This is a genomic window from Rathayibacter sp. SD072, from assembly GCF_017355185.1.
Taxonomy (GTDB): Bacteria; Actinomycetota; Actinomycetes; order Actinomycetales; family Microbacteriaceae; genus Rathayibacter.
The window spans coordinates 65833-89211 of record NZ_JADILJ010000011.1 but is presented as its reverse complement, the minus strand read 5'-3'; the positions used below and the strand labels follow the sequence as shown (position 1 = coordinate 89211).

Genomic DNA, 23379 nt, shown 5'->3' with positions numbered 1-23379 from the left:
AGCCGACGTCGCCGCCTACCGCACCTCCTCACCGCCTACCGCACCTCCTCACCGCCTACCGCACCTCCTCACCGCCTACCGCACCTCCTCACCGCCTACCGCACCTCCTCACCGCCCGCGGGCTGCTCGCCGAAGTCGAGGTCCTCGCCACCGACGAGGCCGACACCGGCGGATGGGACGACGAGCTCGCGTGGGACCTCCGCGCCGAAATGCTGAGCACCACGCCCCTACCCGTCGTCGACCTGATCCCCGGGAAGAGCGTCAAGAAGTACACGACCGACGAACTGCGCGACGCCGGCCTCACCTACCTCGACCGCGCCCGCGCCCTGCTCCACACGGAGCCCGCGCCGAGCGCGGCATCCTCGCGCTCGACACCCGCCGACAGGACGAACCGATGACGACTCCGACTCCCTCGTTCGACCCGGTCCTGCTCGACCTCGCAGACGAATCGGACTACTACATCCTCACCGAGGCGCTACGCGAGTTCATCAGCGTTTCCGAGCACAACGCCGCCAACGAGGACGAATCCGACCGCTACGAAGGCCGCGACCCCGGCGAGAACCCTGGCGCCAACCGCCTGCGCGCTCAGGCCGAACGCGCCCGAGCGATCTTGGCCGACATCGAACGCCAGCTCGACGTCAACAGCGCCGCCCGCCGCCCGACCTAGACGACCGGCGCCGGCGGGACCCGCTGCGCGGATCGCGCGTGCAGCTAGGAGGAGTCGGAGTGGACGTGAGAGCAACGCGTCAGGGGCGACGCGGTGCCGTGTCAATCTCGAATTCAGTGACGCCCTTGTGCTGCATGAACGAGATCCGCGACGACATCCCGCACAACTCGCACCACGCGACGAGAACCACCGTGTGTCGACGTCCCTTGTACTCCTCCGGTTGGCGAGGTGTGAGCTCGATCGCGATGTTCGCATGGTCGTCCTCACCGTGAGCTTGGGCGATGAGCGTCTGGCCTCCCGCAGAGTGCATCTCGATGGTGTCGACATGAAGCCCTGTGTTCTGGGTGCAGTGAGGGCAATTCAAAGACGCTTCGTCGGCGTAGACGTCGCCAGTGAGCAGGGGCTGCTGCATGGTGATCCTTGGAGTCGATGGACGACGGGCTCGGCGTCCTGTGAACGCTCAGGCTACGGCGATCACTGCGTTCGCACCTGCTGGGTCGCTGGTGGATCATCCTTCGGCAGAACACTCTCGTCTTGCCTCGCAACTAACGACGGAACGTCGCTCATCCCATCTACTTCCCCTGCCCTCGGTAGGTGACGATCGGGGCGACTTGAGACCAGCCGAGACTGTCGTAGAGCCTTTGGCCGCTGACGCTTGCCATGAGGAGGCCTGTCGTCGCGCCGGTCTCGGCAGCCCAGCCGGTGAGCCCGGTCATGATGAGGCGGCCGAGGCCCTGGCGACGAAAGTCCGGCAGTGTCTCGATGCGGTCGAACACGACATCCCCCTCGTGAACCGCAGCTTGTCCGCGTGCGGCGAGTTCTCCTCGTACCTCGATGCGGGCGTGCGCTACCTTCCCGTCCTCTTCGAGGTGCACGCGCGTCGGGACATTCATGGGCAGGATGCGCGTGGTCATCATGCACTCACCGCTCGTCACCGGATCAAGAGTCGCCACTGCGTCCAGACTGCGCCGATCGAGTTCGCCGACCAATGTCAGCCACACGTCCGGGGCGGACGTCGCGGTCACCAGCCGATGCAGCTCGGGGAGCGACGGCGCTGCGCTGATGTACTCGAGCGAACGAGTCTCCGCGGCGACCTCGACCAGCCACCCGTCGCCCTCGGGGCGCCCGAGCATCCGGCGGGAATCACACCATCCGCCGATCCATCGCTCGACCAGTGCTCGTGTCGTGACCATCACGGCACAGTAGCCGGACGGGCACCGAGTGCAGGTCCCCCCAGGGGTGGATCAGGGCACTCCTGATCGCCCTGGCGTCTCTCGATCAACCGGGAAGGTCAGCGCTTCTGACGAATCGCCGTTGCGCGGGAGTCTCGACCGAGCCCTTCCGGTAGTTCGCTCGCGTCCACGCCACGGCGTCGTCGGCCGGGACTCCTGCGAGACGGGCGAGAAGCGCGATCGCTGTTCCCGTGCGGCCCCGGCCGCCGCCGCAGGCGATCTCGACTCTCGTGTCGCTCGACCGCTCGTAGACCTCTCGGAGGCTCACCATCGCATCGGGGGGCGAGGACGGCAGCCGGAAGTCGGGCCAGCGCACCCAGCGCGACTCCCACGCCTCCGTGTGCGGTCTCGCGGTCAGGTAGACACCGAACTCCGGCCGCTCGTCAGCGGGCGGTGCACCGTCGCGCAGCGCGCGACCCCGCACGAGACGTCCGTCGGGCAGGGTGACGACACCGGTGAGGCCGCTCTCCCAGGTCGCCATGGGGCTATTCTGCTGCCCGCCGAGCTCCGACCGGGCGTCGATCTCGCACCGGCGGCCGGATCACTGGCCCGTGAGGGAGTTGATCAGGAGGCTCGTCTCGGTGTCTCTGACGCCCGGGACGGCGCGGATGCGCTCGAGGGCGGAGTCGAACTCCGCCATCGTCTGCGTGCGGAGCTGAACGACCAGATCCCACGCTCCGAGTGTTGAGTGCAGACGCTCGACCTCGGTGAAGCCGCGGATCGCGCGGACGACGTCCTGACCGCGCTGAGGATCGCTGGCGACGAGGGTGATGGCGCGGACGGCGTCCCTATCGACCTCGTCGCTCAGCCGGATCGTGAACGCCTCGATCACTCCGGATCGGGTCAAGCCGTCGATCCGCGCGGTCACAGTCGACCTGTTCACCCCGAGCTCTCGCGCGAGGACGGCGACGGGGAGCCGTGATCGGGTGCGCAGGAGAGCGATCAAGCGGCGATCCAGGTCATCGATCACACGAATAGTCTAGATCGACTCCACATGATGCTGAACGCATCCGCTCTGTGCACGCACTTCGTCGATTGCGGCACCACATCGCCGGTTTCTAGCGTGGAGGTCTGCCGTACCCCGCGGCCCCGACCCCGAGGACGGCCATGCCCATCGCACTCACCCGCTTCGCCTCCCGCGCCGGCGACCACAATGACCGTGCCATGCAGGCCAGCCCGCTTCTGGCAGCCGCGCTCAGTGAACGACTCGGCGGCACGCCGACCATGATCGGGAGGCCGCGACCCGCATCGCCCACGACCTGGGATGAGGAACTCGCCTCGGCGCTGCCGGGTCTGCGACTGATGGCGGCGCACTACGACCGGCTCCTGACCGACGGTCTCTCACCGGTCACCGCCCTCAGCCGGTGCGCCGTCGCGCTCGCCACCCTGCCCGTGATCGCGCAGCACCGACCCGACGCCGTCGTCCTCTGGTTCGACGCGCACGCCGACCTCAACACCCCGGCCAACACGACCACCGGCTATCTCGGCGGACTCGCCCTGTCCGGACCGCTCGGTCTCTGGAGCTCCGCACTCGGAGGAGGACTGGCGGAGAGCAACACGATCCTCGTCGGCACCCGCGACATCGACCCGCCGGAGCAGGCGCTCATCGACTCGGGTCGGATCCGTCTCGTCCCGGTGGCTCCGGACATGGCCGACGCTCTGCACCGCGAGGTGGCCGGCCGACCCGTCTACGTCCACATCGACTGCGACGTCCTCGAACCGGGAACAGTACCCACCGACTACGGCGTGCCCGCCGGGATGACCCTCAGCCAGCTCGAGGACTGCGCTCGAGCCTTGACGGGCAGCGAGATCGTCGGCATCGAGGTCGGCGAGCTCGAGACGGACGACGCGGACGCGCCGGATGCCGACCACCCCGCCCGCCTCCTCGTCGAGGCCCTCGAACCGATCCTGGATCGCCTCGCCGATTCGTCCCGCACCGCTCGCTGACAAGCGTCGGTGCCGCTTTCAGATCAGGCGGAGGAGGCCCGCGTCGGTCGAGCGGAACCCGCAGCTCTCATAGAACGTGCGTAGGTGCGGCTCGAAGTCGACGTGCAGCCACTCGCATCCAGCCTTGACGGTGTCGGCGCGCAGAGTCTCGAGAAGAGATCGGCCAATTCCTCGACGCTGGTACGCGGGGTCGACAACGGTGTCCAGGACGAAGGCGTGCACGCCGCCGTCACCGCAGGCGTGAACGAATCCGACGAGCCGCTCACCGTCGAAGGCTCCGACCCAGCTGACACTGTGACGACGGAGCCGTGCAGCCCACGGCAGCGTCACCGGATCCGGGATCCCGAACGCCCGCGCATGCAGGGCACTCAGCTCGACGTCATCGACAGCGAAACCGACTCTCACCTCGGTCGTGCTGGTCATGCATCACTTCTCTCTGAGATTGGACCACCTGTGCTGGATCGTGAGGGATCGGCATCCGAGAGGGACGCAGCGGCTTCCTTCGGGGCGCCGTCGATGTCGGCGATGAGCGGAGTCAGACAGATGGGGTGTCCGGCGGGATCGAGCATGACGACCCAGCGGGCGTCCGGCTGGTCGCGAGCCGGCACGGCACCGCACTCTTCGGCGTGGGCGCGGAAGGCCGCCAGGTCTTCCGGCTCGCACGTCAGATCGAGATGGACTATCGATGTCCCCGGCCACTGAGGCCGCCGGTAGGGCGACACCCTCTGAGCGACGAGGTGATATCCCGCGGCAGACACCCCCGCCGCATCATCAGTGACCCAGGCGACACGACCTCCGAGCAGCCGCGCGTAGAAAGCCGACAGCACGCGATGGTCGACGCAATCAATCGACACCCCAGCGATGCGCGCGTTGCGGACCGAACCGTTCATGAAGCGAATCGTACGTTGAGGGTTCTCGCGTTGGACGTCGTCCACGGGCTCTCCTACCGGCTCAAGAAGCATTTCTTTCTGAGACGCTCGGACGGACTGGTTCTCGGCACTCCGCTGTCGCGTCAGACGGGGACTGATGTCGTCTCGAAAAGGCGTCTCGGTATGAAGTGTCTCAATAGGGGCAGGCGGGGGCTTTCCGGGTCGCACCGGGCTCGTGAGACTTCTGGGGTATACGCGTGTGAGCACGGCGAGTCAGGATGCGCAGCTGCAGCTCGACGCATTCGTCGCCGCAGGGGTACAGAAGCGAGACGTCTTCGCCGACGTCACCTCAGGGAGCAAGACCGCGATCGAGCGATCCGGGATGAAAAAGCTCATTGAGTACGCCGAGGACGGGGACACCGTCGTCGTCTGGCGAGTTGATCGACTCGGTCGATCGCTGATCGATGTGCTCAACACGGTGAACCTTCTGCGGGAGCGCGGCGTGCAGGTTCGCTCGATCTCTGACGGCATCGACCCGTCGACGTCGACGGGCCGACTGCTGTTGAACATGCTCGCGACGCTCGCGGAATACGAGCGCGAACTCATGGTCGAACGAGTCAACGCCGGCATCGCCGCCGCTCGAGCGAACGGGACCCGCTTCGGCCGGCCCCTGTCCGACCCCGTCGTGGTCGCGGAGAAGCTCGGTATCGCGGCGGATGCTCGAGCTCGAGGGCGCACCGCCGAAGAAGCCGCCCGGCTGGTCGGTTGGAGTCGCGCGACGCTGTACCGCCAGCAGGCCGACGCTGCTCGCCGAGCGGCCGCAGAGCACACGGACGGATTGCACTGAAGCGAGACTGCGGCGGAATGCTGAACGGGTCCCCGCGAGAGGGCACTCGAACGGGGACCCACGACATCCGTGATCTCTCGCGGCGTCCTGGTCGACGTTACTGACCGCTCCCGACGCCGGAGGTGTGGGCGGGTGAGGCTGCGTTTTTCGATCAGGGTGCGGACGCCGGCGCAGCTTGCTGAAATGGTCTACTCGGTGTCGAGGGTGCTCTTGGGGTTCTCGCCGAAGCGCTGCGCGTAGGAGGCGGAGAAGCGGCCGAGGTGGGCGAAGCCCCAGCGGTGGGCGATGTCGGCGACGGTGACGGTGCCGGGAGGACCCCGCACACCTGCAACCTAGACCTCGGCACTTGCCGGGGAAGCGCATGAGGGAGCGAGCTGTGCCACGTCGACTTCAATCTTCGCTACTGGTACGTGCTCGGGTCGACGGGAATCAATGATCGAGCCTGTTCGTCTCGGCAGAGGTCTACCGTTGAGGCACCTCTACTTGGGTTTCATGATCGGTTCGCCTCCTGCGGATCTGGTTCCGCGGAGCATTCCGCGCCAGCTGCATCCGCGCGTTCGTGGTCGGCTCGAGGGAGAAGAGGGCACGACATGGGTGTATTGATCTTCGGTGCGTGGCGACGCCGAATCGAATTCGACGACCGAACGCTCTCCCACATACGGATCGCGATCCGTACGAGGATGTCGCGAGGAGCGCCGTTCCGGGTGACGTGGAGGACGTCTCAGGAGGCGGAGTTCCGCTCGCACGCGATACTCGTTCAGCCCGGCTCGCTGCTTGAGTATCGGTTCGACGACCCGCAGCTCGTCGTGCTCAATCGTCTGTGGCTACGTGAGCTCTTGAGTCCGGCGATCGGTCGGGACATGGTCGTCATCGACGAGCCGAGACGTCCCCGCCGATCAGACGACGGCGATCGCATCGGGTAGTTGCCGGCGCCTCGGACGTCCCGCCGGCCAAGGTAGCGGTGATCGCCGGAGAATCCTGCTGCAGCACTGACGTCCGCTGCGGCCACTTGTCGCCGCGGAATGCGGACGCCGAATGGGTCATCAAACCCACGAAACGGTCATGCGGGGTCGTAGCCGCCCTCTTCGTCCCACTGGTCCAGACCCTCCCGGACGGCCGTTGTCAGGGCTTGCTCGGGTCGGCGCCAGGTAGACGTCGCGGCGTCTGCCCACGCGGTCGCCGAGCGGGGATCGGCGTCGTAGGAGGCCCAGAATCGCGTGTGCCGAGCGGCCTCCTCGAGGAGATCGTCATCGTTCTTCTTGACGGGGTGGCGGGGCGCGGAGACGACGGCGGTCAGCGATGCGGAAGGGCTGGTAGGCGGGGTGAGGACACCCGTCGCGGTGCTGATGAGGACGGTCATGCTCGGACCATACGCCTCACCGAGGTGCGCGGACGAGAACGGCGAATACTGCTCACGCGGGGTGACTCGAAGTCCTTCACTCGCCAGAACGGCTGGGCACGGTGATGCTGTGAGCGCGTCGGTGGGTGGGGTGGATCCGTGTCGATATCGAGGAAGGGTGACGGTTCCGGCAGGTTCGGGCGTAGCCTCCGTCCCGACCCCGTCCAGATCTTTCTCACGTGGCCAGGGCATCCACTCCGGATGCACTCGACGTCAGGATCCCGATGGGACGGCTCGTCTACGACTCACGGCTGGAAGTCGACTTCGAGGACCGTCCCCTCGCCCATCTCCAGGTCGTCATCGGCACCAAACTCGGCCGGGGCGAATCCTTCTATTTCTCCTGGAAGGACTCACCGACCATAGGGAACGGCCGCACGTCGATCTGGCTGCATCCCACGAGCCCGCTCCGCTTCCGCTACCTCAACGCCGACCGCATCGTCCTCCATCAGGACTGGATGAGGCGATGGATCGCGGAGTCCTACGCCCCGGGCGGACTCCGCCTCTTCCCGGAGCCACCGCACCACGAGGAACCGCCGAGTGGTGCGGCGCGCCAACAACCTCCAAGCGCACCTCGGCCTGCATGACGGCTGGCTCGACACAATCCGCCCCGGGGCGTGAGCAAATCGAGTCGGGATGAGCGATCTGTCACATTCGAGGCCCCTACACCGTCGAAGGAATGAGAGCTGCTGCAGATGCGGCGGCGGGAACGAGGACCCGATGAAGACCATGACCTGCCGAGATCTGGGTGGCCCCTGCGATGTCCAGCACAGCGCCACGAGTGCGGACGACGTCATCAAGATGCAGGACCGCCACCTCAGAGATGCCGTGAAGGCCGACGACGAAACACACGCCGACGCTCGCGACGAGATGAAGGGGCGGTGGAAGCACCCGAAGAAGTCCCTCGACTGGTACAACGGCGTCAAGCGCGCCTACGCCGCCCTCCCCACGGTGTGAGCTCCCGATCCACGAATCAAGAAGAGGCGCTTGTGCTGAGGAGCCCTGCGCCGAGGGAGTCACGCCGGCGCCCCCACTTGGGCCGCTCGGGTCCGCCAGCAGAGTCGCGATCGAATGCGCCCAGACTTGTCGCCAGCTTCTTGGTGCTGGCGTTCAACAATCCCGGTGGAGCGCTCTGGCTTCGCGGTAAGACCGTCCCGTGACGCGACCCCCGAGCAGCCGGGCGTAGAACTCCGACAGGACGCGGTTGTCGTTGCTCGCAGTCGTCTGCACGACTCTTCGCGTCGCCGCGGCACTCGTGCAGACGACCGTGAGTCTTCAGATGTCCAAGGTCCTCTGCACACACGACGCGCGCGCCGCTGCGCCGTACCGTATGGGGATGGTCTTCTCGGACACTTCGATTGCGAGTCGCGGCGGGGTGACAGCGGCCCGGAGGTGGGGGCGCCCAGCGCGTACCCTCGTGCCATGACCGTTCCTCCTGCGCCGGCGACGATCGTCGACGTGGCGCGGGTGTCTCGCGGCAGACGGTCAGCCGTGCCCTCAACGACATGGCGGATGTCCGCCCCATCCCCACAGAATGTGTGGAAGGTGGGAAGACGTCGTGTTTGGCCAGCGTGGATCAACGGTTGCGAGTCACCGCCGGCGAGGTGCATGCCGAACGGCGTCGCGGAGCGCTCGGCGCGGAAGCCGGAGCCGTTGTACCCCTGCTCGTAGAAGGCGCGGGCCTCGTCGAGGTCGCGGCCGCGGCGCTCGGACCGCCACACGGGGAGCGGCACGGCGGGGGTCCGCGGCGCGGGCGGCGGAGTCATCCGCCGAGCATGCCGGTGACCACCGACATCGCGCCGATCACGGGACGAGCCCGCGGTCCATCCAGAACAGCCCGAGCGCCGCGACGGCGGCCGTCTCGATGATCCCGCCCGAGCGGACGAGCTCCGCGACCTCGTGGTCGGAGAACCACCGCTGCTCCATGTCGGACTCGGTCGCCTCGCGCGCGTGCTCGCCGTGCTCGAGCTCCTCGGCGAGGAACACGTCGACCGCCTGCGACACGAAGCCGTAGGCCTCGCTCAGGCGCCCCAGGTGCCGGAGGCGTCCCGCGCGCAGCCCGGTCTCCTCCCGCAGCTCGGCGGCGGCCAGGGCGAGCGGGTCGCCGCCGGGGGAGCCGTGCGGCCAGCCGCCGGCCGGGAACTCCCACGCCCGGCGTCCGATCGGGTAGCGGAACTGCTCGACGAGCCAGAAGCCCTCGCCTTCGCGCGGCAGCACGAGGGCGTAGTCGTCGCGCTCGACGACCGAGTAGACGCCCGTGCTCCCGCCCGGCCAGAGCACCTCGTCCTCGCGCACGCGGATCCACGGGGTCTCGTAGGCGATGCGGGTCGACAGCTGCTCGACGCGGGCCGCGGACGCGGTGCCCTCGCCGGTCGGCGGCTCGGCGCCGGAACGCAGATCGGGGCCGTCCGAACCGGACGACCCCGACGACGACTTCGCGTCACGCACGCTTCTGGTGCTGCTCCTCGACGAAGTCGGTGTCGTCGCCGTCGTCCTCGGCGTCGATCCACTTCGAGTAGTCCGGCTCGTCCGGGTGGCTGAGCTCGCGCTCGAGCGCACTGTAATCGACCGCCGGGCTGAACGACTTCAGCTCCCGGGCGATCTTGGTGTTCTTCGCCTTCTGACGGCCGCGCCCCATGGGTGACCCCCTCACGATGACAGGCCAGACGGGCGATGAAGCCGGCTGGATGTGTGATTGACAGAACAGGTTGTGATCGGTCCGAGCGGATGGAGAAGAGCCCGAACTGAGAACAGTGAAATCTACCCGGTAGTTTAGCAGACGGGGCACACGCCACTCCGGGGCTCCGGCATCCCGGCGGCGACCGCCCCTCGAGGACGTGGGGAGCGGCGTGGACACCACCCCCGATCCGCGCCCGGTCGTCGTCATCGGCGCCGGTCAGGCGGGCCTCGCGGTCGCCTACTACCTGCGCAGACTCGGCCTCGAGCCCGGTCGCGACGTCGCCGTGCTCGACCGGGGACCGGGGCCGGGAGGAGCCTGGCAGTTCCGCTGGGAGGCCCTGCGGCTGGGGTCGGCGCACCGCGTGCACGACCTGCCCGGGATGGACCGCATCGGCCTGTCGTTCGCCACCGCCGACCGTCGCCGCCCCGCCCGCGACGTGGTCCGCGAGTACTACGCGCGCTACGAGGACGCCTACGGGCTGGCCGTGCGCCGGCCGGAGGCGGTGCGCAGCGTCACGAGTGCGACGCCGGGCGACCGCTCCTCCGCTCTCGTGATCGAGACCGACCGCGGGGTCGAGCACGCTCGGATCGTCGTGAACGCGACCGGCACCTGGGGCTCGCCCTTCGTGCCGTACTACCCCGGCCGGGACCGGTTCCGGGGCGTGCAGATCGACACCACCGAGTACGTGCGCGCCGAGGACTTCGCGGGGAAGCAGGTCGTCGTGGTGGGCGGCGGCACGTCGGCGATCGGCTTCCTGCTCGAGCTCGAGCGCGTCGCCCGCACCGTCACCTGGGCGACGCGCCGCCCGGTCGACTACCGCGACGGCGAGCAGCTCGCCCTCGAGTCGGCGGTCGAGGCGGTGCGCGAGCAGGACCGGGCCGCCCGCGAGGGCCGCGCCCTCCCGAGCATCGTCGGCGGCACGGGAGTGCAGCGCACCCGACGCGTCGTGGCGGGCATCGAGCGCGGGGTGCTCCGCGAGCGCGGCGTGTTCCGCTCGATCGAGGAGGACGGGGTGCGCTGGCCCGACGGGAGCTTCACCCGCGCCGACGCGATCATCTGGGCGACGGGGTTCCGCCCCGAGCTGCGCCACCTCGCGCCGCTCGGGCTCCGCGAGCGCGAGGGCGGAGTGGCGGTGGCCGACGGGGCGTCCCTCACCGATCCGCGGGTGTTCTTCGCGGGCTACGGCCCGACGGCGTCGACGATCGGGGCGAACCGCTCGGGGCGCACGATCGCGCGCGCGGTGGTGGCGAGGCTGCCCTGACGGCTGCCCGGCCCGACCCGATCGCGCAGTCGTGACCCGGTCGCCCAGCCGTCTCCTCAGAGGCGCCCGTCCCAGTCGACCGGTACGACGGAGCCGCGGTGGCGGATCCCGTCGACCCGGATCGGTCCCGCGAGTGCGGGCGAGAGCGGAGCGACCACCAGCGCCTCGCCGCCCGGAGCGAGGCCGAGCGCGGCCGACAGCACGGCGACGGCCGCTGCCGCCGACCAGGCCTGCGGGCGGCAGGCCGCGGGGTAGGGCACGGGTGCGGGCGACACGTCGGCGGAGTCGCCGGAGTGCAGCTCGGGCATCCGGTAGCCGAAGCCCTCGGCAGCGGCGAGGAGGCCGCGCGCGAGCGTCGTCGCCTCGGCGCCGAAGCCGTCGCGGGCCAGCCCCGTGACGGCGATGGCGGTGTCGTGCGCCCAGACCGTTCCTCCGTGGTACGAGAGCGGCCAGTAGCCGTCGGAGTCGGTCGACATCGTGCGCAGGCCGTAGCCGGACGAGAGCTCCGGCGAGACCAGCAGCTCGGCCACGCGCGCGGCGCGCTCGGGCGCCAGGATGCCGGTGCCCAGCAGGTGGCCGATGTTGCTCGTGACGGTGTCGACGGGGCGCTTCTGCGCGTCCAGGGCGATGGCGGGGTAGCCGCCGTCGGCCGTGTCGATCCAGAACGACTCGGCGAAGCGGGTCTTGAGCGCGGCGGCCCACTCGCGCCAGTCCGAGCCGTCGCGGCCGAACCGGTCGAGCAGCGCCGCGCCTCCGATGGCCGCCTCGTAGGCGTAGGCCTGCACCTCGCAGAGCGCGATCGGACCCTCGGCGAGGGAGCCGTCGCGCCACTGGATCGAGTCCCCCGAGTCCTTCCAGCCCTGGTTGGCCAGGCCGTGACCGGTGGTGTCGACGTACTCGAGCAGGCCGTCGCCGTCCGAGTCACCGGAGTCGCGGAGCCAGCGCAGCGCCGCCTCGAGCGCGGGCAGCAGCGCCTCGACCTCCGAGTCGGGGAGCCCCCAGCGCCAGGCGTCGTGCAGCAGGCAGACCCAGAGCGCCGTGGCGTCGACTGTGCCGAAGTAGAGCGGCGGGAGCGAGACGCCCTCTCCCGGGATCTCGAGGGTCGTCGAGCGCAGCTCGTGCATGATCTTGCCGGGCTGCTCGGCGGTGCCGGCCACGTGCTCGGTGCCCTGGAGCCCCGCGAGCACGCGCAGGGTCGACCCGGCGATGCCGGTGCCGAGCGGGAGCAGCATCCGCGCCGCCCAGATCGAGTCGCGGCCGAAGAGGGTGAAGAACCAGGGCGCTCCGGCGGCGAGGAACGGCTCGTCGGGGCGGTCGACGGTGACCATCCGCAGCGCGTCGAGGTCGTCGAGGGCGACCCGGCACCAGGAGGCGAGCCGCGAGTCGCCCGCGTCGACCGTCGTGCCGCTCCACTCCGCGGGTCCGGGGGCCCCAGCGACGACGGCGGCCGAGTCCTCCATCGCGATGCTCCACTCCACCTCCACGGCGCCGTGGGCGGGGACCACGACGTCCCACGAGAGGGTCGTGGTCGATCCCGCCGCGATCGAGGCGCCCGGGGCGCGCACGTCGGCGCGGGTGCTGCCCGAGGTCCAGACGACGGAGCCGTCGCCCGCCTCGGTGCGGACGTCGGCATCGCCGCGCAGCCCGGCCTTCACCACGTGCACGAGCGAGAAGTCGGACTCGAGCGCGAGCTCGAGACGGGTGGCGACGGCGTCGGGCAGAGCCGACTCGAGCCGGATGCTCTCGCGGAGCGACCCGGCGGCGACCGTGCGCGAGCGGACGACGCGGAAGCGCGGGTCTGCCGCGGCGTCGTCGAGGCGCCGGGCGAGGCCGGTGAAGCGGGCGGAGGAGGCGCCGTCGCGACCCGCCGAGATCGGCTCGAGGGGGAGTCCGCCGACGAGGAGGGCCGCGCCCGCGAGGACCCGGACGTCGCCGTGGTACAGCCCGTGGATCGGCTGCCCGCCGACCTCTCCCGCCTCGTCGCACCACAGCTGCGAGGGCGCGCGGAGGAGGACGACGGCCTCGTGGAGGAGGGGCTGGAGGGGCGTGCTGCTGCGGTCGTCGCGCTCGGTCGTCACGGTCGACTCCTCACTGAATCGTCGGTGCGGGGCGCGTCGTGCGGCGCCCGGGGGGATCGGTCCGTCGGTGGCTGCTGGTTGACAGCACCGCGGTCGGAGGTAATGTAGCACTCGGATTGGATCGATCAAATCAGCGGTCCGCGCACGGTTTGAACGATCAAAGCACCGGGACCCGTCGAGGAGGACGCATGGCACTGCCGACCGTCGAGGACGTCGCCCGCGCTGCCGGCGTCTCGCGCCAGACCGTCTCGAACGTGCTCAACAGCCCGTCGATCGTGCGTCCGGCCACCCGCGAGCGCGTCGAGAAGGCGATCGCCGATCTCAAGTACCGGCCGCACGCCTCCGCCCGCCGCCTGCGCACCCGCAAGTCGGGCACCATCGGGGTCCGGATGGACCGGGTGCTCGACGGCATCTCGGGCAGCCTGCTCGACCGGTTCCTCCACGCGGTCACCGAGCAGGCGGACGCCCGCGGCATGCGGATCCTGCTCTACACGGCGAGCACCCCCGAGGACGAGATCGCGCAGATCGGACGGCTCCGCGACGGGGCCGACGTGGACGCCTTCGTCCTCACCTCGACCTTCTACGGCGACCCGCGCACCGCGTGGCTCCGCGACCAGGGCGTGCCCTTCGTCACCTTCGGGCGCCCCTGGGGACTGGACGACCAGGGCGATCCGCAGCACCTCTGGGTCGACGTCGACGGCGCCTCCGGGGTCGAGCAGGCCAGCCGCCACCTCGCCGACGAGGGATGCACGACGCTCGCGTTCTTCGGCTGGCCGAGCGGATCCGCGACCGGCGACGACCGCCGCAGCGGCTGGGAGCGGGTGATGGGGGAGCGGTTCCCCGGAGTCGCGCTGCTGCAGGCCGAGGCGGAGGACGACGTGCAGCATGCGCGGTCCGCCGCGATCTCGTTCCTCGAGGCGAACCCCGCGGTCGACGGTCTGGTCTGCGTGTCGGACTCCCTCGCGCTCGGCGCCTCGATGGCCGCCGTCGCCGTCGGGCGCCCGGACCTCTCGATCGTCGGCTTCGACAACACCCCGGTCGCGGCCGCCGTCGGCCTCTCGAGCGTCGAGCAGGACCTCGGTGCGGTCGCCGTCGGCGCCCTCGAGCTGCTCCTCGGCGAGCGCGGCGACGACATCGTGCACCGCGAGCTCGCCGCCGGAGAGGCCCACCGCCTCATCGAGCCGCACCTCGTCGTGCGGACCCCCCTCCACCTCTGACTCCCACAGCCCCGAGCACCTCCCGGTGCACCTCCCGATCACGAAAGGTCAGGCCATGACAACCACCTCCACCGCGGCACGCTGGGGTGCCGCGATCCTCGCGAGCGGCCTCGCGGTCACGCTCGCCGCCTGCTCGAGCGGCGACTCCTCCTCCGATTCGTCGTCCGACGCCGGACTCACGGTGATGATCGGATCGTCCGGCGACGCCGAGACGACCGCGGTCACCGACGCCGTGAACGCCTGGGGCGAGGAGAACGGCACCACCGTCGAGGTCGTCGCCGCGAGCGATCTGACCCAGCAGCTCGGCCAGGGCTTCTCGGGCGGCAACCCGCCCGACCTCTTCTACATGAGCTGGGACCAGTTCCAGACCTACGCGAGCAACCGCTACCTCGAGCCCTACGCCCAGGACGCCGGCAACGCCGACGCGTTCTACCCGGCGCTGCGCGAGGCGTTCACCTACGACGACCAGTTCTACTGCGAGCCGAAGGACTTCTCGACGCTGGGTCTCGTCATCAACACCGACCTCTGGGCGGCCGCCGGTCTCACCGACGCCGACATCCCGACCGACTGGGCGGGCCTCGAGTCGGCCGCGGCGAAGCTCACCGCGAACGGAGTGACCGGACTCTCCTTCGGCGCCGAGTACGCGCGCATCGGCACCTTCATGAATCAGGCCGGCGGCTCGCTGCTGTCCGAGGACGGCGAGACCGTCACCGCGGACACCCCCGAGAACGTGGCCGGACTCACCGAGGTGAAGAAGCTGCTGACCGGCGGGACGCTGAAGTTCCCGGCCGACCTCGACTCCGGCTGGGCCGGTGAGGCCTTCGGCAAGGGCGCCGCGGCGATGGTCGTCGAGGGGCCGTGGATCAACGGCGCGCTCGAGGCCGACTACCCGGACGTGAACTACACCGTCGCCGAGCTCCCCGCGGGCCCCGGCGGGAAGTCGACCTTCACGTTCAGCAACTGCTGGGGCATCCCGGTCGGCAGCGAGACGGCGGAGCAGGCGCAGTCGCTCGTCGAGTCCCTGACCGCGGACGAGCAGCAGCTCGCCTTCTCGGACGCGTTCGGCGTGATCCCCTCGACCGAGTCGGGCGCCGCGGAGTACGCGACGAAGTACCCCGAGAACGCCGCGTTCGTGACCGGCAACGACTACGCCGTCAGCCCCGTCGCCTTCGCGGGTGCCGCCACGGTCATCACCGACTTCAACTCGGCCCTCGAGGGCCTGGCGTCGGGCGACCCGGAGGCGATCCTCGCCGACCTGCAGACGAACCTGCAGGACGCGCTCGACACCGCGGACGCGAAGTAGCCGCGCGGCGGAGGCGTCGGGGCCCGACCCGTCGCCTCCGGTCGCCCGCACGGTACGCAGGCCCCCGCACGATCCGCAGCCCCCCGCACGATCCGCAGGCCCCCGCACGATCTGCAGGCATCTGCACGATCTGCAGGCATCTGCACGATCTGCAGGGGATCCGCGCGATTCCGACTCCTGCGAGCGGAGGAACGCGCTCTTCCGCGAGGATCCCCTGCAGATCGCACGCCGATCCCCTGCAGACGGCGCGAAGCCCTGCAGATCGGCACCCCTGCAGAACGCACCGACACCTGCAGATCGCACACCCGCCCCGCCCAGCCGCCCCCGACACGTCGAAGGAGACGCATCGATGACCGCCCCCGCACCCGCCCGCAGGCGCCGCTCCGGCATCCGCGGGCACGAGGCCCGCTACGGCTGGCTCTTCACCCTCCCCGCGATCCTCGTCATCGGCGTCTTCCTCGTGCTGCCCATCGGCCTCGCCCTGTGGGTCAGCGTCAGCAACTGGAACGGCCTCGGCTCCCCGCTGGGACCGACCGCGCAGTTCGTCGGCGGAGAGAACTACCAGGCGGTGCTCACCGAGCCGGGCCTGGCGCAGAAGGACTTCGGCACCGCGATCCGCAACAACCTCTACTACGTGCTGCTCGTCGTGCCGCTGCAGACGGCCCTCGCGCTGTTCCTCGCGGTGCAGGTGAACCGGCGGATCCTCCGCGGACGCGGCTTCTTCCGCACCGCCTTCTACTTCCCCTCCGTCACGTCCTCGATCGCGATCACCGTGATCTTCCTGTTCCTCTTCAGCGCCTCGGGCGTCGTGAACGCGGTGCTCGGCTGGTTCGGCGCCGACGGTCCGACCTGGATGGCGGACCCCTCCGGGATCCTGCACAGCCTGCTGGGCGCCGTCGGCGTCGACGGCTCCGGTCCGCTGGCCGCCGCTGCTCCGCTCGGCCTCACCTGGTGGGACTGGCTGTCGGGCCCCTCCGTCGCGATGTGCGTGCTGATCACGATGGCGATCTTCACCACCTCGGGCACCTTCATGCTGCTGTTCCTCGCGGCGCTGCAGAACATCGGAGCCGAGATCGACGAGGCCGCGCTGATGGACGGGGCGGGGCCGCTGCGCAAGTTCTTCTCGGTCACCCTGCCGATGCTCAAGCCGACGCTCTTCACGGTGCTGACCCTCGGCCTCATCGGCACGTGGCAGGTCTTCGACCAGATCTACCTGACCGGAGGGGGCTCGCCCGGCAAGACGCTGCTCACGCCCGCGTTCCTCGCGTACGAGTCCTCGTTCACGGACCTCCGCTGGGGCCAGGGCGCGGCGATCGCGTTCATCCTGTTCTTCATCATCGTCGTGCTCACGCTGCTGCAGCGGGCGCTGCTGCGCGACAAGGGCGAGCCGCGCACCCGCCGCCGTGCCGCCCGGGCCGACGCCGCCACGACCCTCACCACGGGAGGTGTGCGATGAGCACCCTGATCGACTCCGGCACCCGGCATGTCGACGAGACGCCGGCCGCGCCGCTCCCGCGCCGCCGCGTGCACCTCGGCGCCCGAGGCCGCGCCTCGCTGGTCGGCGGCTACCTGCTGCTGATCGCGCTGGCGCTGGTGTACATCTACCCGTTCCTGATCTCGGTCGCGTCGTCGTTCAAGACCGACGCCGACGCGACCTCGAACCCGCTGTCGCTGCTCCCGGCGACCTGGTCCTTCGCCTCGTACGAGCGGCTCTTCACCGATGTGCCGCTGCCGCTCTGGACGCTGAACTCGGTCATCGTGACGGTGTTCGTCACCATCGGACGCGTCTTCTTCGACTCGCTCGCGGGCTACGCGCTGTCGCGGCTGAACTTCCGCGGGCGGGGCTTCCTGTTCGCGCTGTTCATCGGAGTGATGAGCGTGCCGGCGGTCGTGCTGCTGATCCCGCGGTTCCTGATCCTCAAGCAGCTCGGTCTGTACGACAGCTACGCGGGGATGATCGTGCCGCTGATCGTGGACGCGGCGGGCATCTTCATCATGAAGCAGTTCTTCGACTCGATCCCGCTGTCGATCGAGGAGGCCGCGCGGATCGACGGGGCCGGCGTGTTCCGCACCTTCCGCTCGATCGTGGTGCCGATGGCGCGGCCGGCGATCGTGACGCTGTTCATCCTGTCGTTCCAGGGCTCGTGGAACGAGTTCTCGCACTTCGTGGTCTCGCGGCAGTCGCCGGAGCTGAACACGCTGACCACCGGAGTCGCCTCGCTCGTCTCGGGGCAGCTGGGCACGGGCAACCAGTACCCGCTGCAGCTGGCGGCGGCGGTGCTGATGTCGATCCCGGTGGCGGTGCTGTTCTTCGTCTTCCAGAAGCGGATCATGAACACGACCGAGGGCGCCGAGAAGGGCTGAGCCCCGGGGGCGGGCGGAGCTCGATACGGCCTGCGGCCTACTCGATCAGCAGGAGAGGGGGATCGGCCCCGCCTTGCTGGTCGAGTAGCCCCGGAGGGGCGTATCGAGACCCGCGTCTCCAGGAGGCGGGATCTCGATACGGCCTGCGGCCTACTCGATCAGCAAGGGGGAGGCGGAGCCGCCTACTTGGCGAGGAACTCGAGGACGCGGGCGTTCCACTCCTCCGCGTGGCTGACGTTGACGCCGTGGGGGCCGCCCTCGACGACGTGCAGCTCGGAGCCGGGGATCGCGGCGTGCGTGCGCGCGCCCGAGCCCTCGAACGGCACGGTCGCGTCGCTGTCGCCGTGGATGACGAGCGTCGGGACGGTGACGAGCGGCAGGTCCTCGCGGAAGTCCGTGGTCGCGAACGCCGTCATGCAGGCGAGCGCGGCGACCTTCGACGACTGCTTGGCGAGCGCGAGCGCGTCCTGGCGCTGCTGCTCCGTCACGACGAGAGTGCCCTCCGCCGAGAAGAACTGCGTGGTGAAGTCGTCGTAGAACGCGTCCTGGTCCTTGGTGAGACCGGCCGTCATCTCGGCGGCCTGGGACTTCTCGAGCGGGCCGTCCGGGTTGTCCGAGCCCTTCATCAGGTACGGCGGCACGGCCGACGCGAACACGACGCTGCGCAGGCGCTCGGTGCCGTACTTCGAGAAGTAGCGGGCGACCTCGCCGCCGCCCATCGAGAAGCCGACGAGCGTGACGTCCTGCAGGTCGAGCTCGGTCAGAAGCGCGTGCAGGTCCTCGGTGAGGGTGTCGTAGGTGTAGCCGGTGAGCGGCTTGTCGCTGCGTCCGAAGCCGCGGCGGTCGTAGCTGACGACGCGGTAGCCGGCCGCGGTGAGCGCCGGGACCTGCTCCGACCAGGACTCGCCCGAGAGGGGCCAGCCGTGGATCAGGACGACCGGGCGTCCCGATCCGCCCGTGTCGTCGACGTGGAGGTTCGTGTCCTTGAAGAGTCCGTGGTGCGCGGTGATCTCGGTCATCGGTGAGTTCTCCTTCCGGCGCCGACCCTCGGCGTCGATGGTGCTTCGAAGGAGAGTAGGGAGCCGGATGGGGAGGACGCCTGGGCGGGAGGGAGGCTTGACAGCCCCCTCCCGCTCCGGCAGGGGTCAGGCCAGGTCGTCGACCGCCGCGAGGATCTCGGCCGTCTCGGTGCGCGTCGTGTAGTCGACGTGCACGTCGGCGAAGCGCACGACGCGCCCCGCGTCGACGACGAGCACGGTCGGGAAGGGGATCGCGGGGGTCTCGTCCGCGTTCGAGTCCTTCACCGCGAAGCCGAGGGAGGTGTGCGCCTCGATCGCGGCGTCGCTGGGCGCGGTCACGATGCCCAGGCGCCCGGCGAGGGCGTTGCCCGGGTCCGAGAGGACGGTGAAGCCGAGCTCGCCGTCGCCCGTCGAGCGGGAGCCGTCGGCGCTCTGCGGGCTGATCGCGACGAAGGCGACTCCGCGCTCGCGCAGCGCCGGGGCGAGGGTGGCGTCGTAGTGGCGCAGCGTGAGGTTGCAGTACGGGCACCAGGCGCCGCGGTAGAACACCAGCACAGCGGCGCCGTCGCCGAGCACGGAGGAGAGCGCGACCGGCTCGCCGTCGACGGTGAGGACCGTCGCGTCCGGCAGCGCGTCGCCCGCGGACACGGCGTGGTCGGGGACGCCCGCCGACACGAGGTCGGCCTGCTCGCCGGCGAAGACGGCCGCGAGGTCGTCGCCGATGGCGGCGGTGAATCCGGTGGTGAACTCGGCGGACTGCTCGCCGATCGTGGGGGTCGTGGTCGCGGGCATCGTCGTCTCCGTCCGGCGCCCGCTGCTCGGCCGCTCCAGCGGCGATCGTAGACGCGCCGCCATGACACCCGCAGGGGGGACGTCATGCTTCGTCACAGAGAACGACGAACGCCGCCCCGGCCGAAGCCGGGACGGCGTCCCTGGGGTGTCGCGACTACTGGAATCCGCCGCCGCGGTCCTCGTGGTCCTCGATCGGGTCGGAGTCGGGGGCGTCGAGCGTGAAGGTCACGTGGACCGACTCGCCGACCTCCTTCGCGGCGACGGCGGTGTAGACGAGGTGCGTCTCCTGGCCGTCCACGGCCGCGTAGACGTCGACCTCCTTCTCGTAGCCGCCGTCGGTGCTGACGCGGGTCTCGGTCTGGCCGTCGAAGGGGCCGCCCTGGAAGAAGGCGAGGTAGCTCTCGCCCTCGGCGAGTTCGCGGATGTCGTTGCTCATGGGTCCAGGTCTACCACTCGCGGCGGGGCGTCCGCCGGGCCTTGCGGCGGCGGCCCGCATCCGGGCAGGGGGCGGCGCAGCAGCCGAGGGCCGCGCCGGGAGGCGAGAACGTAGGATGTCGGGGATGACGATCGGACGCCGCACCTTCCTCTCGGGAGCCGCCACGGGGGTCGGCCTCCTGGTCCTCGCGGGCTGCACTCCGCCGCGTCCGACGCCGACCCGCTCCGTGACCAAGGCCCCGGTGCCGACGCCGAGCACCACCGCCGTGCCGACGCCCTCCGCCTTCGTGCGCTCCGCCTGGGGCACCGACCCGTACGCGCTCGGCAGCACCTCCTACCTGCCCGTCGGAGCGACCCCCGAGCATCGCGAGGATCTCGCGCAGAACGTGCTCGACCGGGTGTTCTTCGCGGGCGAGGCGACCGACTCCTCCGCGCCGGGCACCCTGCAGGGGGCGTGGAACTCGGGCGTGCGGGCGGCCGGCGAGATCGCCGCGATCGCGGCCGACGGCGAGCGCATCGCGATCGTCGGAGCCGGCCTCGCCGGAGCCGTCGCCGCCCGCCGCCTCGTCGACGCCGGCTACGACGTCACCCTGGTCGAGGCGCGCGAGCGCACCGGCGGTCGCATCGCCACCTCCCAGCCGGACGGCTGGCCCGTGGCGGTCGACAGTGGAGCATGGGCGCTCGCCGGCGCGGGCCCCGCCCTGCGCGAGAGCGTGCTCGACGCCGGTGTCACGACGTCGCCGATCGACCTGGCGACGATCCGCTCGATCGCGGCGGACGGCTCCGTCGTCGACGCGGGCACGACCGGTGCCGACGCGCTGACCCGGGCGCTGGAGTGGGGCGCCGAGCAGTCCGAGGACGTGCCGCTCGCCGTCGCGTTCGCGGAATCCGGTGCTGCCGACCCCGCCGAGGCCGAGCCCGGCAGCGGGGACGGCGAGCCCGAGCGGGTCGCGGCCTTCCTCGCCGGCGGTGCGGCGCTCGCGACGGGCGCGGCGGCGGCCGAGCTCTCCTCCTGGTACGGGCTCGGCGACGCGTCGGCCGCGGCCACCGCCGAGGAGCTCGAGGACGACTCCGAGCGCGAGGACGCGGTGATCACCGACGGACTGGCTCCGCTCGTCGAGACGCTGCTCGAGGACGTCGAGGTCTCGCTGCGCGCCGTCGTCAGCGGCATCGGCTACGACGAGGAGGGCGCGAGCGTCCGCCTCGCGACGGGGGAGTCGTTCTCGGCCGACCGGGTCCTGGTCACCGTGCCGATCGGCGTGCTCAAGACCGACGCGATCGTGTTCGATCCGCCGCTGCCGTTCGCGCACCGCACCGCGATCGCAGCGATCGGCTCCGGAGTCGTGGAGTCGCTCTGGCTGCGCTTCGACGAGTCCTTCTGGGACGCCGACGCCGTATCGGCCGTGCGCTGGTCGCTGGTCGGCTCGGAGGCGGGGATCACCGAGTGGGTGAACCTGCAGCCGGTCACGGGCGAGGCCGTGCTGATCGGGCTCGTCGGCGCGGATCAGGCCCTGTCGCTCCAGTCGCTCAGCGACGAGGAGCTGCTCACGGTCGCGGTGACGGCCCTGGAGCCGTTCGCCGTCGTCCCCGACTGAGCAGCTCGCGCAGCCTCGAGAACCCGCCCCGCCACTCCGCCGTCTGCGCGGCGCCGAGCGGCCGCACCCGGCTGAGCGCGATCACGAACGCGGCGATGCCCGAGATGAGCCCGAGCACGATCACGTCGTAGACGACGTACATCACCGGCCCGTCGACCTGGTCGGGGTCGAGGAAGAAGTAGGGGTACCAGCCGATCAGGGCGCCGCGCACGAGCGTGATCACCCCCCAGACGATCGGGAAGCCGAGCACCGTCAGCGCCCCGCGCCACGGCACCGGACGGCGCCCGGGCCCCAGGATCCAGTCGAGCAGGGCGAGCGTCGGGATCACGAAGTGCAGCAGCGCGCTCGACCACGGCACGTCGACGCGCACTCCGCGGTTGCCCGCCTCGACGGCGATCAGTCCGAACACGATGCCCGACACGACCATGTAGGTCAGCACCAGCGCGCGGACCGTGCTGAGCCAGCGCGGCTCGCGGGGGCGGGCCAGCGCGACGAGGCCCGAGAGGCCCAGGAGCACGACCCCGGCCATGTTCGACTGCGTGGTGAAGTAGGCGAAGAAGTTGTCGATCTGGAACGCGCGGAAGCCCAGCGTGTAGAGGAAGTCGGCGATCAGGCCCACGACGCCCAGACCCGCGAGCGCGAGTCGGAGGATCGCGAACGCCTTCCGCACACCCGCTCCGATCCGTCGTCACCTGAGTCCGGCGGGCCGGACGTCCGTGCGATTCTACGGTCGCCCTCCTCGGAGGTCTCCGGGCGGGCGGCCCGGGGCGATCGGCGGATCCGCGTCGCGCAGCGGTCGCGGAGCGTCCCGGCCGGGCGGGACGGGGCGGGCGCGGGATACCGTGAGGCATGCCGTTCACGCCGAGCCACGCCGTCGTCGCTCTGGCCTTCTCGAACGGCCGGATCCCCGCGAGCGCCGTCGCCGCCGGAGCGGTGATGCCCGACATCGGCCTCTACCTGCCGTGGACGGCGGCGCGTCAGGCGACCCACTCCCTCACGGGCATCGTGTCGGTCGACCTCGCGCTCGGCGCCCTCGGGCTGCTGCTCTGGGCGCTGCTGCTCGAGCCCGCCTGGCGCGATCTCGCTCCGTGGATCGTGCGGGTGCGGCTGCGTCCCCGACGGCCGCGACCGCGTGGCACGCGGGCCTGGATCACCGCGTCGCTCCTCGCTGCGGCGGGCATCGTCATCGGCGCGGCCACCCACGTGCTGTGGGACGGTTTCACGCACCTCGGCGGTCCGTTCGTGGCCGCCGTGCCCGCGCTGCAGCAGTCCTTCGGCCCGTTCCCCGGCTACAAGTGGGCGCAGTACGCGAGCGGAGTGCTCGGGCTGCTGGGCCTGGGGATCGGCGCGGTCGTCTGGTACGTCACCCGGCGCCCGCACCCGGTGCCCCCGGACGGCCGCGGACCGGTGCGCGTCGCGGCGTGGACCGTGGTGCTGGTCGCGGCCGTCGTGCCCGCGGGCGTCGTGCTCGCCGGCACGGGCCTGGATCCGTTCGAGCCGGACTACCGCCCCTACGTGGTCGACGCAGCGATCCTCGCGGTGCTCGGGACCAGCGCCGCCCTCCTCTCCATCGCCCTCCTCTGGCGCCTCGTCGTCCCGGCACCCCTCCCCGCGACGGGCAGGGATCCGTCGTGAGGAGGATGCGCAGGTCCATAGCCCGCCGATAGCGTCGATCTC

29 protein-coding genes are annotated in these 23379 nt (G+C 70.6%); 14 read left to right on the top strand and 15 right to left on the bottom strand.

Going from position 1 to position 23379, the window contains the following annotated elements; genetic code table 11:
* Together IOC53_RS06770 and IOC53_RS06765 are read left to right on the top strand one after the other, a co-directional pair.
* A partial coding sequence (locus IOC53_RS06770) for a hypothetical protein (RefSeq protein WP_207403645.1) occupies positions 1-398 on the top strand: 398 nt, incomplete at its 5' end.
* Complete coding sequence (locus tag IOC53_RS06765) at positions 395-667, top strand: hypothetical protein (protein ID WP_207403643.1); 273 nt, start codon at positions 395-397, stop codon at positions 665-667. The genes IOC53_RS06770 and IOC53_RS06765, both read left to right, overlap by 4 nt.
* A 79-nt stretch (positions 668-746) precedes the next feature.
* Here IOC53_RS06765 and IOC53_RS06760 read toward each other — a convergent pair whose 3' ends face one another.
* From IOC53_RS06760 to IOC53_RS06745, 4 genes are all read right to left on the bottom strand, one after another.
* Positions 747-1079, bottom strand: a complete 333-nt coding sequence (locus IOC53_RS06760) for a hypothetical protein (RefSeq protein WP_207403642.1) — start codon at positions 1077-1079, stop codon at positions 747-749.
* Between the two features lie 160 nt (positions 1080-1239).
* Positions 1240-1860, bottom strand: coding sequence for a GNAT family N-acetyltransferase (locus IOC53_RS06755; protein ID WP_207403641.1), 621 nt, complete (start codon positions 1858-1860; stop codon positions 1240-1242).
* Between the two features lie 85 nt (positions 1861-1945).
* Positions 1946-2380 (bottom strand): protein-tyrosine phosphatase family protein, encoded by a 435-nt coding sequence (locus tag IOC53_RS06750; RefSeq protein WP_207403640.1) that lies wholly within the window; start codon positions 2378-2380, stop codon positions 1946-1948.
* 60 nt (positions 2381-2440) lie between these two features.
* Positions 2441-2869 (bottom strand): Lrp/AsnC family transcriptional regulator, encoded by a 429-nt coding sequence (locus IOC53_RS06745; protein WP_207403639.1) that lies wholly within the window; start codon positions 2867-2869, stop codon positions 2441-2443.
* 137 nt (positions 2870-3006) lie between these two features.
* On the opposite strand from IOC53_RS06745, the gene IOC53_RS06740 reads away from it, so the two are divergent.
* A complete protein-coding gene (locus IOC53_RS06740; protein WP_207403638.1) occupies positions 3007-3846 on the top strand; it encodes an arginase family protein in 840 nt (279 codons plus the stop codon).
* Positions 3847-3864: 18 nt separating this feature from the next.
* On the opposite strand, the gene IOC53_RS06735 is transcribed toward IOC53_RS06740, so the two are convergent.
* Entirely contained in the window at positions 3865-4269 is a 405-nt protein-coding gene (locus IOC53_RS06735) for a GNAT family N-acetyltransferase (protein WP_207403636.1), read from the bottom strand.
* Positions 4266-4781, bottom strand: coding sequence for a VOC family protein (locus tag IOC53_RS06730; protein ID WP_307786088.1), 516 nt, complete (start codon positions 4779-4781; stop codon positions 4266-4268). The genes IOC53_RS06735 and IOC53_RS06730 overlap by 4 nt, the downstream gene beginning before the upstream one ends.
* Positions 4782-4950: 169 nt before the next feature.
* Here IOC53_RS06730 and IOC53_RS06725 point away from each other — a divergent pair, with 169 nt between their 5' ends.
* Positions 4951-5562, top strand: a complete 612-nt coding sequence (locus tag IOC53_RS06725; RefSeq protein WP_207403634.1) for a recombinase family protein — start codon at positions 4951-4953, stop codon at positions 5560-5562.
* A 188-nt stretch (positions 5563-5750) separates the two neighbouring features.
* On the opposite strand, the gene IOC53_RS19205 is transcribed toward IOC53_RS06725, so the two are convergent.
* A complete protein-coding gene (locus IOC53_RS19205) occupies positions 5751-5885 on the bottom strand; it encodes a helix-turn-helix domain-containing protein (protein ID WP_207403632.1) in 135 nt (44 codons plus the stop codon).
* 267 nt (positions 5886-6152) lie between these two features.
* On the opposite strand from IOC53_RS19205, the gene IOC53_RS06715 reads away from it, so the two are divergent.
* Positions 6153-6485 carry a hypothetical protein gene (locus IOC53_RS06715; RefSeq protein ID WP_207403630.1) on the top strand — a complete coding sequence of 111 codons (333 nt, stop codon included), beginning with the start codon at positions 6153-6155 and terminating at the stop codon, positions 6483-6485.
* Positions 6486-6622: 137 nt separating this feature from the next.
* Here IOC53_RS06715 and IOC53_RS06710 read toward each other — a convergent pair whose 3' ends face one another.
* Positions 6623-6922, bottom strand: coding sequence for a hypothetical protein (locus IOC53_RS06710; protein ID WP_207403628.1), 300 nt, complete (start codon positions 6920-6922; stop codon positions 6623-6625).
* Positions 6923-7185: 263 nt separating this feature from the next.
* Here IOC53_RS06710 and IOC53_RS06705 point away from each other — a divergent pair, with 263 nt between their 5' ends.
* Together IOC53_RS06705 and IOC53_RS06700 are read left to right on the top strand one after the other, a co-directional pair.
* The gene (locus tag IOC53_RS06705) at positions 7186-7545 is read left to right on the top strand and encodes an ATP-dependent DNA ligase (protein ID WP_207403626.1); all 360 of its coding nucleotides are present in this window, start codon (positions 7186-7188) and stop codon (positions 7543-7545) included.
* A gap of 133 nt (positions 7546-7678) precedes the next feature.
* Positions 7679-7915 (top strand): DUF1059 domain-containing protein, encoded by a 237-nt coding sequence (locus IOC53_RS06700; protein ID WP_207403624.1) that lies wholly within the window; start codon positions 7679-7681, stop codon positions 7913-7915.
* Positions 7916-8761: 846 nt separating this feature from the next.
* Here the strand turns inward: IOC53_RS06700 and IOC53_RS19430 are convergent.
* On the bottom strand, positions 8762-9406 hold the full coding sequence (locus IOC53_RS19430; RefSeq protein ID WP_207403622.1) for an NUDIX hydrolase: 645 nt from the start codon (positions 9404-9406) through the stop codon (positions 8762-8764).
* Positions 9399-9596, bottom strand: a complete 198-nt coding sequence (locus IOC53_RS06690) for a DUF3073 domain-containing protein (protein ID WP_055789263.1) — start codon at positions 9594-9596, stop codon at positions 9399-9401. Before IOC53_RS06690 ends, IOC53_RS19430 begins: the two co-directional genes overlap by 8 nt.
* Before the next feature lie 211 nt (positions 9597-9807).
* Here IOC53_RS06690 and IOC53_RS06685 point away from each other — a divergent pair, with 211 nt between their 5' ends.
* Positions 9808-10899, top strand: a complete 1092-nt coding sequence (locus tag IOC53_RS06685; RefSeq protein ID WP_207403620.1) for an FAD-dependent oxidoreductase — start codon at positions 9808-9810, stop codon at positions 10897-10899.
* A gap of 56 nt (positions 10900-10955) precedes the next feature.
* Here the strand turns inward: IOC53_RS06685 and IOC53_RS06680 are convergent, their stop codons facing one another.
* A complete protein-coding gene (locus IOC53_RS06680; protein ID WP_207403618.1) occupies positions 10956-12977 on the bottom strand; it encodes a glycogen debranching N-terminal domain-containing protein in 2022 nt (673 codons plus the stop codon).
* A 188-nt stretch (positions 12978-13165) separates the two neighbouring features.
* Between IOC53_RS06680 and IOC53_RS06675 the strand changes: the two genes are divergently transcribed.
* The 4 genes from IOC53_RS06675 to IOC53_RS06660 all read left to right on the top strand — a co-directional run bounded on the left by IOC53_RS06675 (position 13166) and on the right by IOC53_RS06660 (position 17861).
* On the top strand, positions 13166-14194 hold the full coding sequence (locus IOC53_RS06675) for a LacI family DNA-binding transcriptional regulator (protein WP_207403616.1): 1029 nt from the start codon (positions 13166-13168) through the stop codon (positions 14192-14194).
* A gap of 55 nt (positions 14195-14249) precedes the next feature.
* On the top strand, positions 14250-15497 hold the full coding sequence (locus IOC53_RS06670) for an extracellular solute-binding protein (protein ID WP_207403614.1): 1248 nt from the start codon (positions 14250-14252) through the stop codon (positions 15495-15497).
* Positions 15498-15846: 349 nt separating this feature from the next.
* The gene (locus IOC53_RS06665; protein ID WP_207403612.1) at positions 15847-16953 is read left to right on the top strand and encodes a carbohydrate ABC transporter permease; all 1107 of its coding nucleotides are present in this window, start codon (positions 15847-15849) and stop codon (positions 16951-16953) included.
* Positions 16950-17861, top strand: coding sequence for a carbohydrate ABC transporter permease (locus IOC53_RS06660; RefSeq protein ID WP_207403610.1), 912 nt, complete (start codon positions 16950-16952; stop codon positions 17859-17861). The genes IOC53_RS06665 and IOC53_RS06660 overlap by 4 nt, the downstream gene beginning before the upstream one ends.
* Before the next feature lie 182 nt (positions 17862-18043).
* Here the strand turns inward: IOC53_RS06660 and IOC53_RS06655 are convergent, their stop codons facing one another.
* The 3 genes from IOC53_RS06655 to IOC53_RS06645 all read right to left on the bottom strand — a co-directional run bounded on the left by IOC53_RS06655 (position 18044) and on the right by IOC53_RS06645 (position 20108).
* Positions 18044-18880 (bottom strand): alpha/beta fold hydrolase, encoded by an 837-nt coding sequence (locus IOC53_RS06655; RefSeq protein ID WP_207403608.1) that lies wholly within the window; start codon positions 18878-18880, stop codon positions 18044-18046.
* Positions 18881-19006: 126 nt separating this feature from the next.
* Complete coding sequence (locus tag IOC53_RS06650; RefSeq protein WP_207403606.1) at positions 19007-19672, bottom strand: peroxiredoxin-like family protein; 666 nt, start codon at positions 19670-19672, stop codon at positions 19007-19009.
* 154 nt (positions 19673-19826) lie between these two features.
* Complete coding sequence (locus tag IOC53_RS06645; protein WP_055789301.1) at positions 19827-20108, bottom strand: hypothetical protein; 282 nt, start codon at positions 20106-20108, stop codon at positions 19827-19829.
* 124 nt (positions 20109-20232) lie between these two features.
* On the opposite strand from IOC53_RS06645, the gene IOC53_RS06640 reads away from it, so the two are divergent.
* Positions 20233-21702, top strand: a complete 1470-nt coding sequence (locus IOC53_RS06640; protein WP_207403604.1) for an NAD(P)/FAD-dependent oxidoreductase — start codon at positions 20233-20235, stop codon at positions 21700-21702.
* Here IOC53_RS06640 and IOC53_RS06635 read toward each other — a convergent pair.
* Positions 21653-22372, bottom strand: coding sequence for a Pr6Pr family membrane protein (locus IOC53_RS06635; protein ID WP_207403594.1), 720 nt, complete (start codon positions 22370-22372; stop codon positions 21653-21655). The genes IOC53_RS06640 and IOC53_RS06635 overlap by 50 nt on opposite strands.
* Before the next feature lie 179 nt (positions 22373-22551).
* Here IOC53_RS06635 and IOC53_RS06630 point away from each other — a divergent pair, with 179 nt between their 5' ends.
* Positions 22552-23337, top strand: coding sequence for a DUF4184 family protein (locus tag IOC53_RS06630; RefSeq protein WP_207403592.1), 786 nt, complete (start codon positions 22552-22554; stop codon positions 23335-23337).
* The last annotated feature ends 42 nt before the right edge of the window (positions 23338-23379 follow it).

What these genes read in the sequence shown, in the direction of transcription:
- IOC53_RS06670 (WP_207403614.1), top strand. Translation starts at nt 14,250, where the DNA reads ATGACAACCACCTCCACCGCGGCACGCTGGGGTGCCGCGATCCTCGCG.
- IOC53_RS06660 (WP_207403610.1), top strand. Translation starts at nt 16,950, where the DNA reads ATGAGCACCCTGATCGACTCCGGCACCCGGCATGTCGACGAGACGCCG.
- IOC53_RS06665 (WP_207403612.1), top strand. Translation starts at nt 15,847, where the DNA reads ATGACCGCCCCCGCACCCGCCCGCAGGCGCCGCTCCGGCATCCGCGGG.
- IOC53_RS06645 (WP_055789301.1), bottom strand. Translation starts at nt 20,108, where the DNA reads ATGAGCAACGACATCCGCGAACTCGCCGAGGGCGAGAGCTACCTCGCC.
- IOC53_RS06740 (WP_207403638.1), top strand. Translation starts at nt 3,007, where the DNA reads ATGCCCATCGCACTCACCCGCTTCGCCTCCCGCGCCGGCGACCACAAT.
- IOC53_RS06755 (WP_207403641.1), bottom strand. Translation starts at nt 1,860, where the DNA reads ATGGTCACGACACGAGCACTGGTCGAGCGATGGATCGGCGGATGGTGT.
- IOC53_RS06700 (WP_207403624.1), top strand. Translation starts at nt 7,679, where the DNA reads ATGAAGACCATGACCTGCCGAGATCTGGGTGGCCCCTGCGATGTCCAG.
- IOC53_RS06735 (WP_207403636.1), bottom strand. Translation starts at nt 4,269, where the DNA reads ATGACCAGCACGACCGAGGTGAGAGTCGGTTTCGCTGTCGATGACGTC.
- IOC53_RS06765 (WP_207403643.1), top strand. Translation starts at nt 395, where the DNA reads ATGACGACTCCGACTCCCTCGTTCGACCCGGTCCTGCTCGACCTCGCA.
- IOC53_RS06630 (WP_207403592.1), top strand. Translation starts at nt 22,552, where the DNA reads ATGCCGTTCACGCCGAGCCACGCCGTCGTCGCTCTGGCCTTCTCGAAC.
- IOC53_RS06640 (WP_207403604.1), top strand. Translation starts at nt 20,233, where the DNA reads ATGACGATCGGACGCCGCACCTTCCTCTCGGGAGCCGCCACGGGGGTC.
- IOC53_RS06710 (WP_207403628.1), bottom strand. Translation starts at nt 6,922, where the DNA reads ATGACCGTCCTCATCAGCACCGCGACGGGTGTCCTCACCCCGCCTACC.
- IOC53_RS06705 (WP_207403626.1), top strand. Translation starts at nt 7,186, where the DNA reads ATGGGACGGCTCGTCTACGACTCACGGCTGGAAGTCGACTTCGAGGAC.
- IOC53_RS06650 (WP_207403606.1), bottom strand. Translation starts at nt 19,672, where the DNA reads ATGCCCGCGACCACGACCCCCACGATCGGCGAGCAGTCCGCCGAGTTC.
- IOC53_RS06655 (WP_207403608.1), bottom strand. Translation starts at nt 18,880, where the DNA reads ATGACCGAGATCACCGCGCACCACGGACTCTTCAAGGACACGAACCTC.
- IOC53_RS06750 (WP_207403640.1), bottom strand. Translation starts at nt 2,380, where the DNA reads ATGGCGACCTGGGAGAGCGGCCTCACCGGTGTCGTCACCCTGCCCGAC.
- IOC53_RS06690 (WP_055789263.1), bottom strand. Translation starts at nt 9,596, where the DNA reads ATGGGGCGCGGCCGTCAGAAGGCGAAGAACACCAAGATCGCCCGGGAG.
- IOC53_RS06675 (WP_207403616.1), top strand. Translation starts at nt 13,166, where the DNA reads ATGGCACTGCCGACCGTCGAGGACGTCGCCCGCGCTGCCGGCGTCTCG.
- IOC53_RS06760 (WP_207403642.1), bottom strand. Translation starts at nt 1,079, where the DNA reads ATGCAGCAGCCCCTGCTCACTGGCGACGTCTACGCCGACGAAGCGTCT.
- IOC53_RS06715 (WP_207403630.1), top strand. Translation starts at nt 6,153, where the DNA reads ATGGGTGTATTGATCTTCGGTGCGTGGCGACGCCGAATCGAATTCGAC.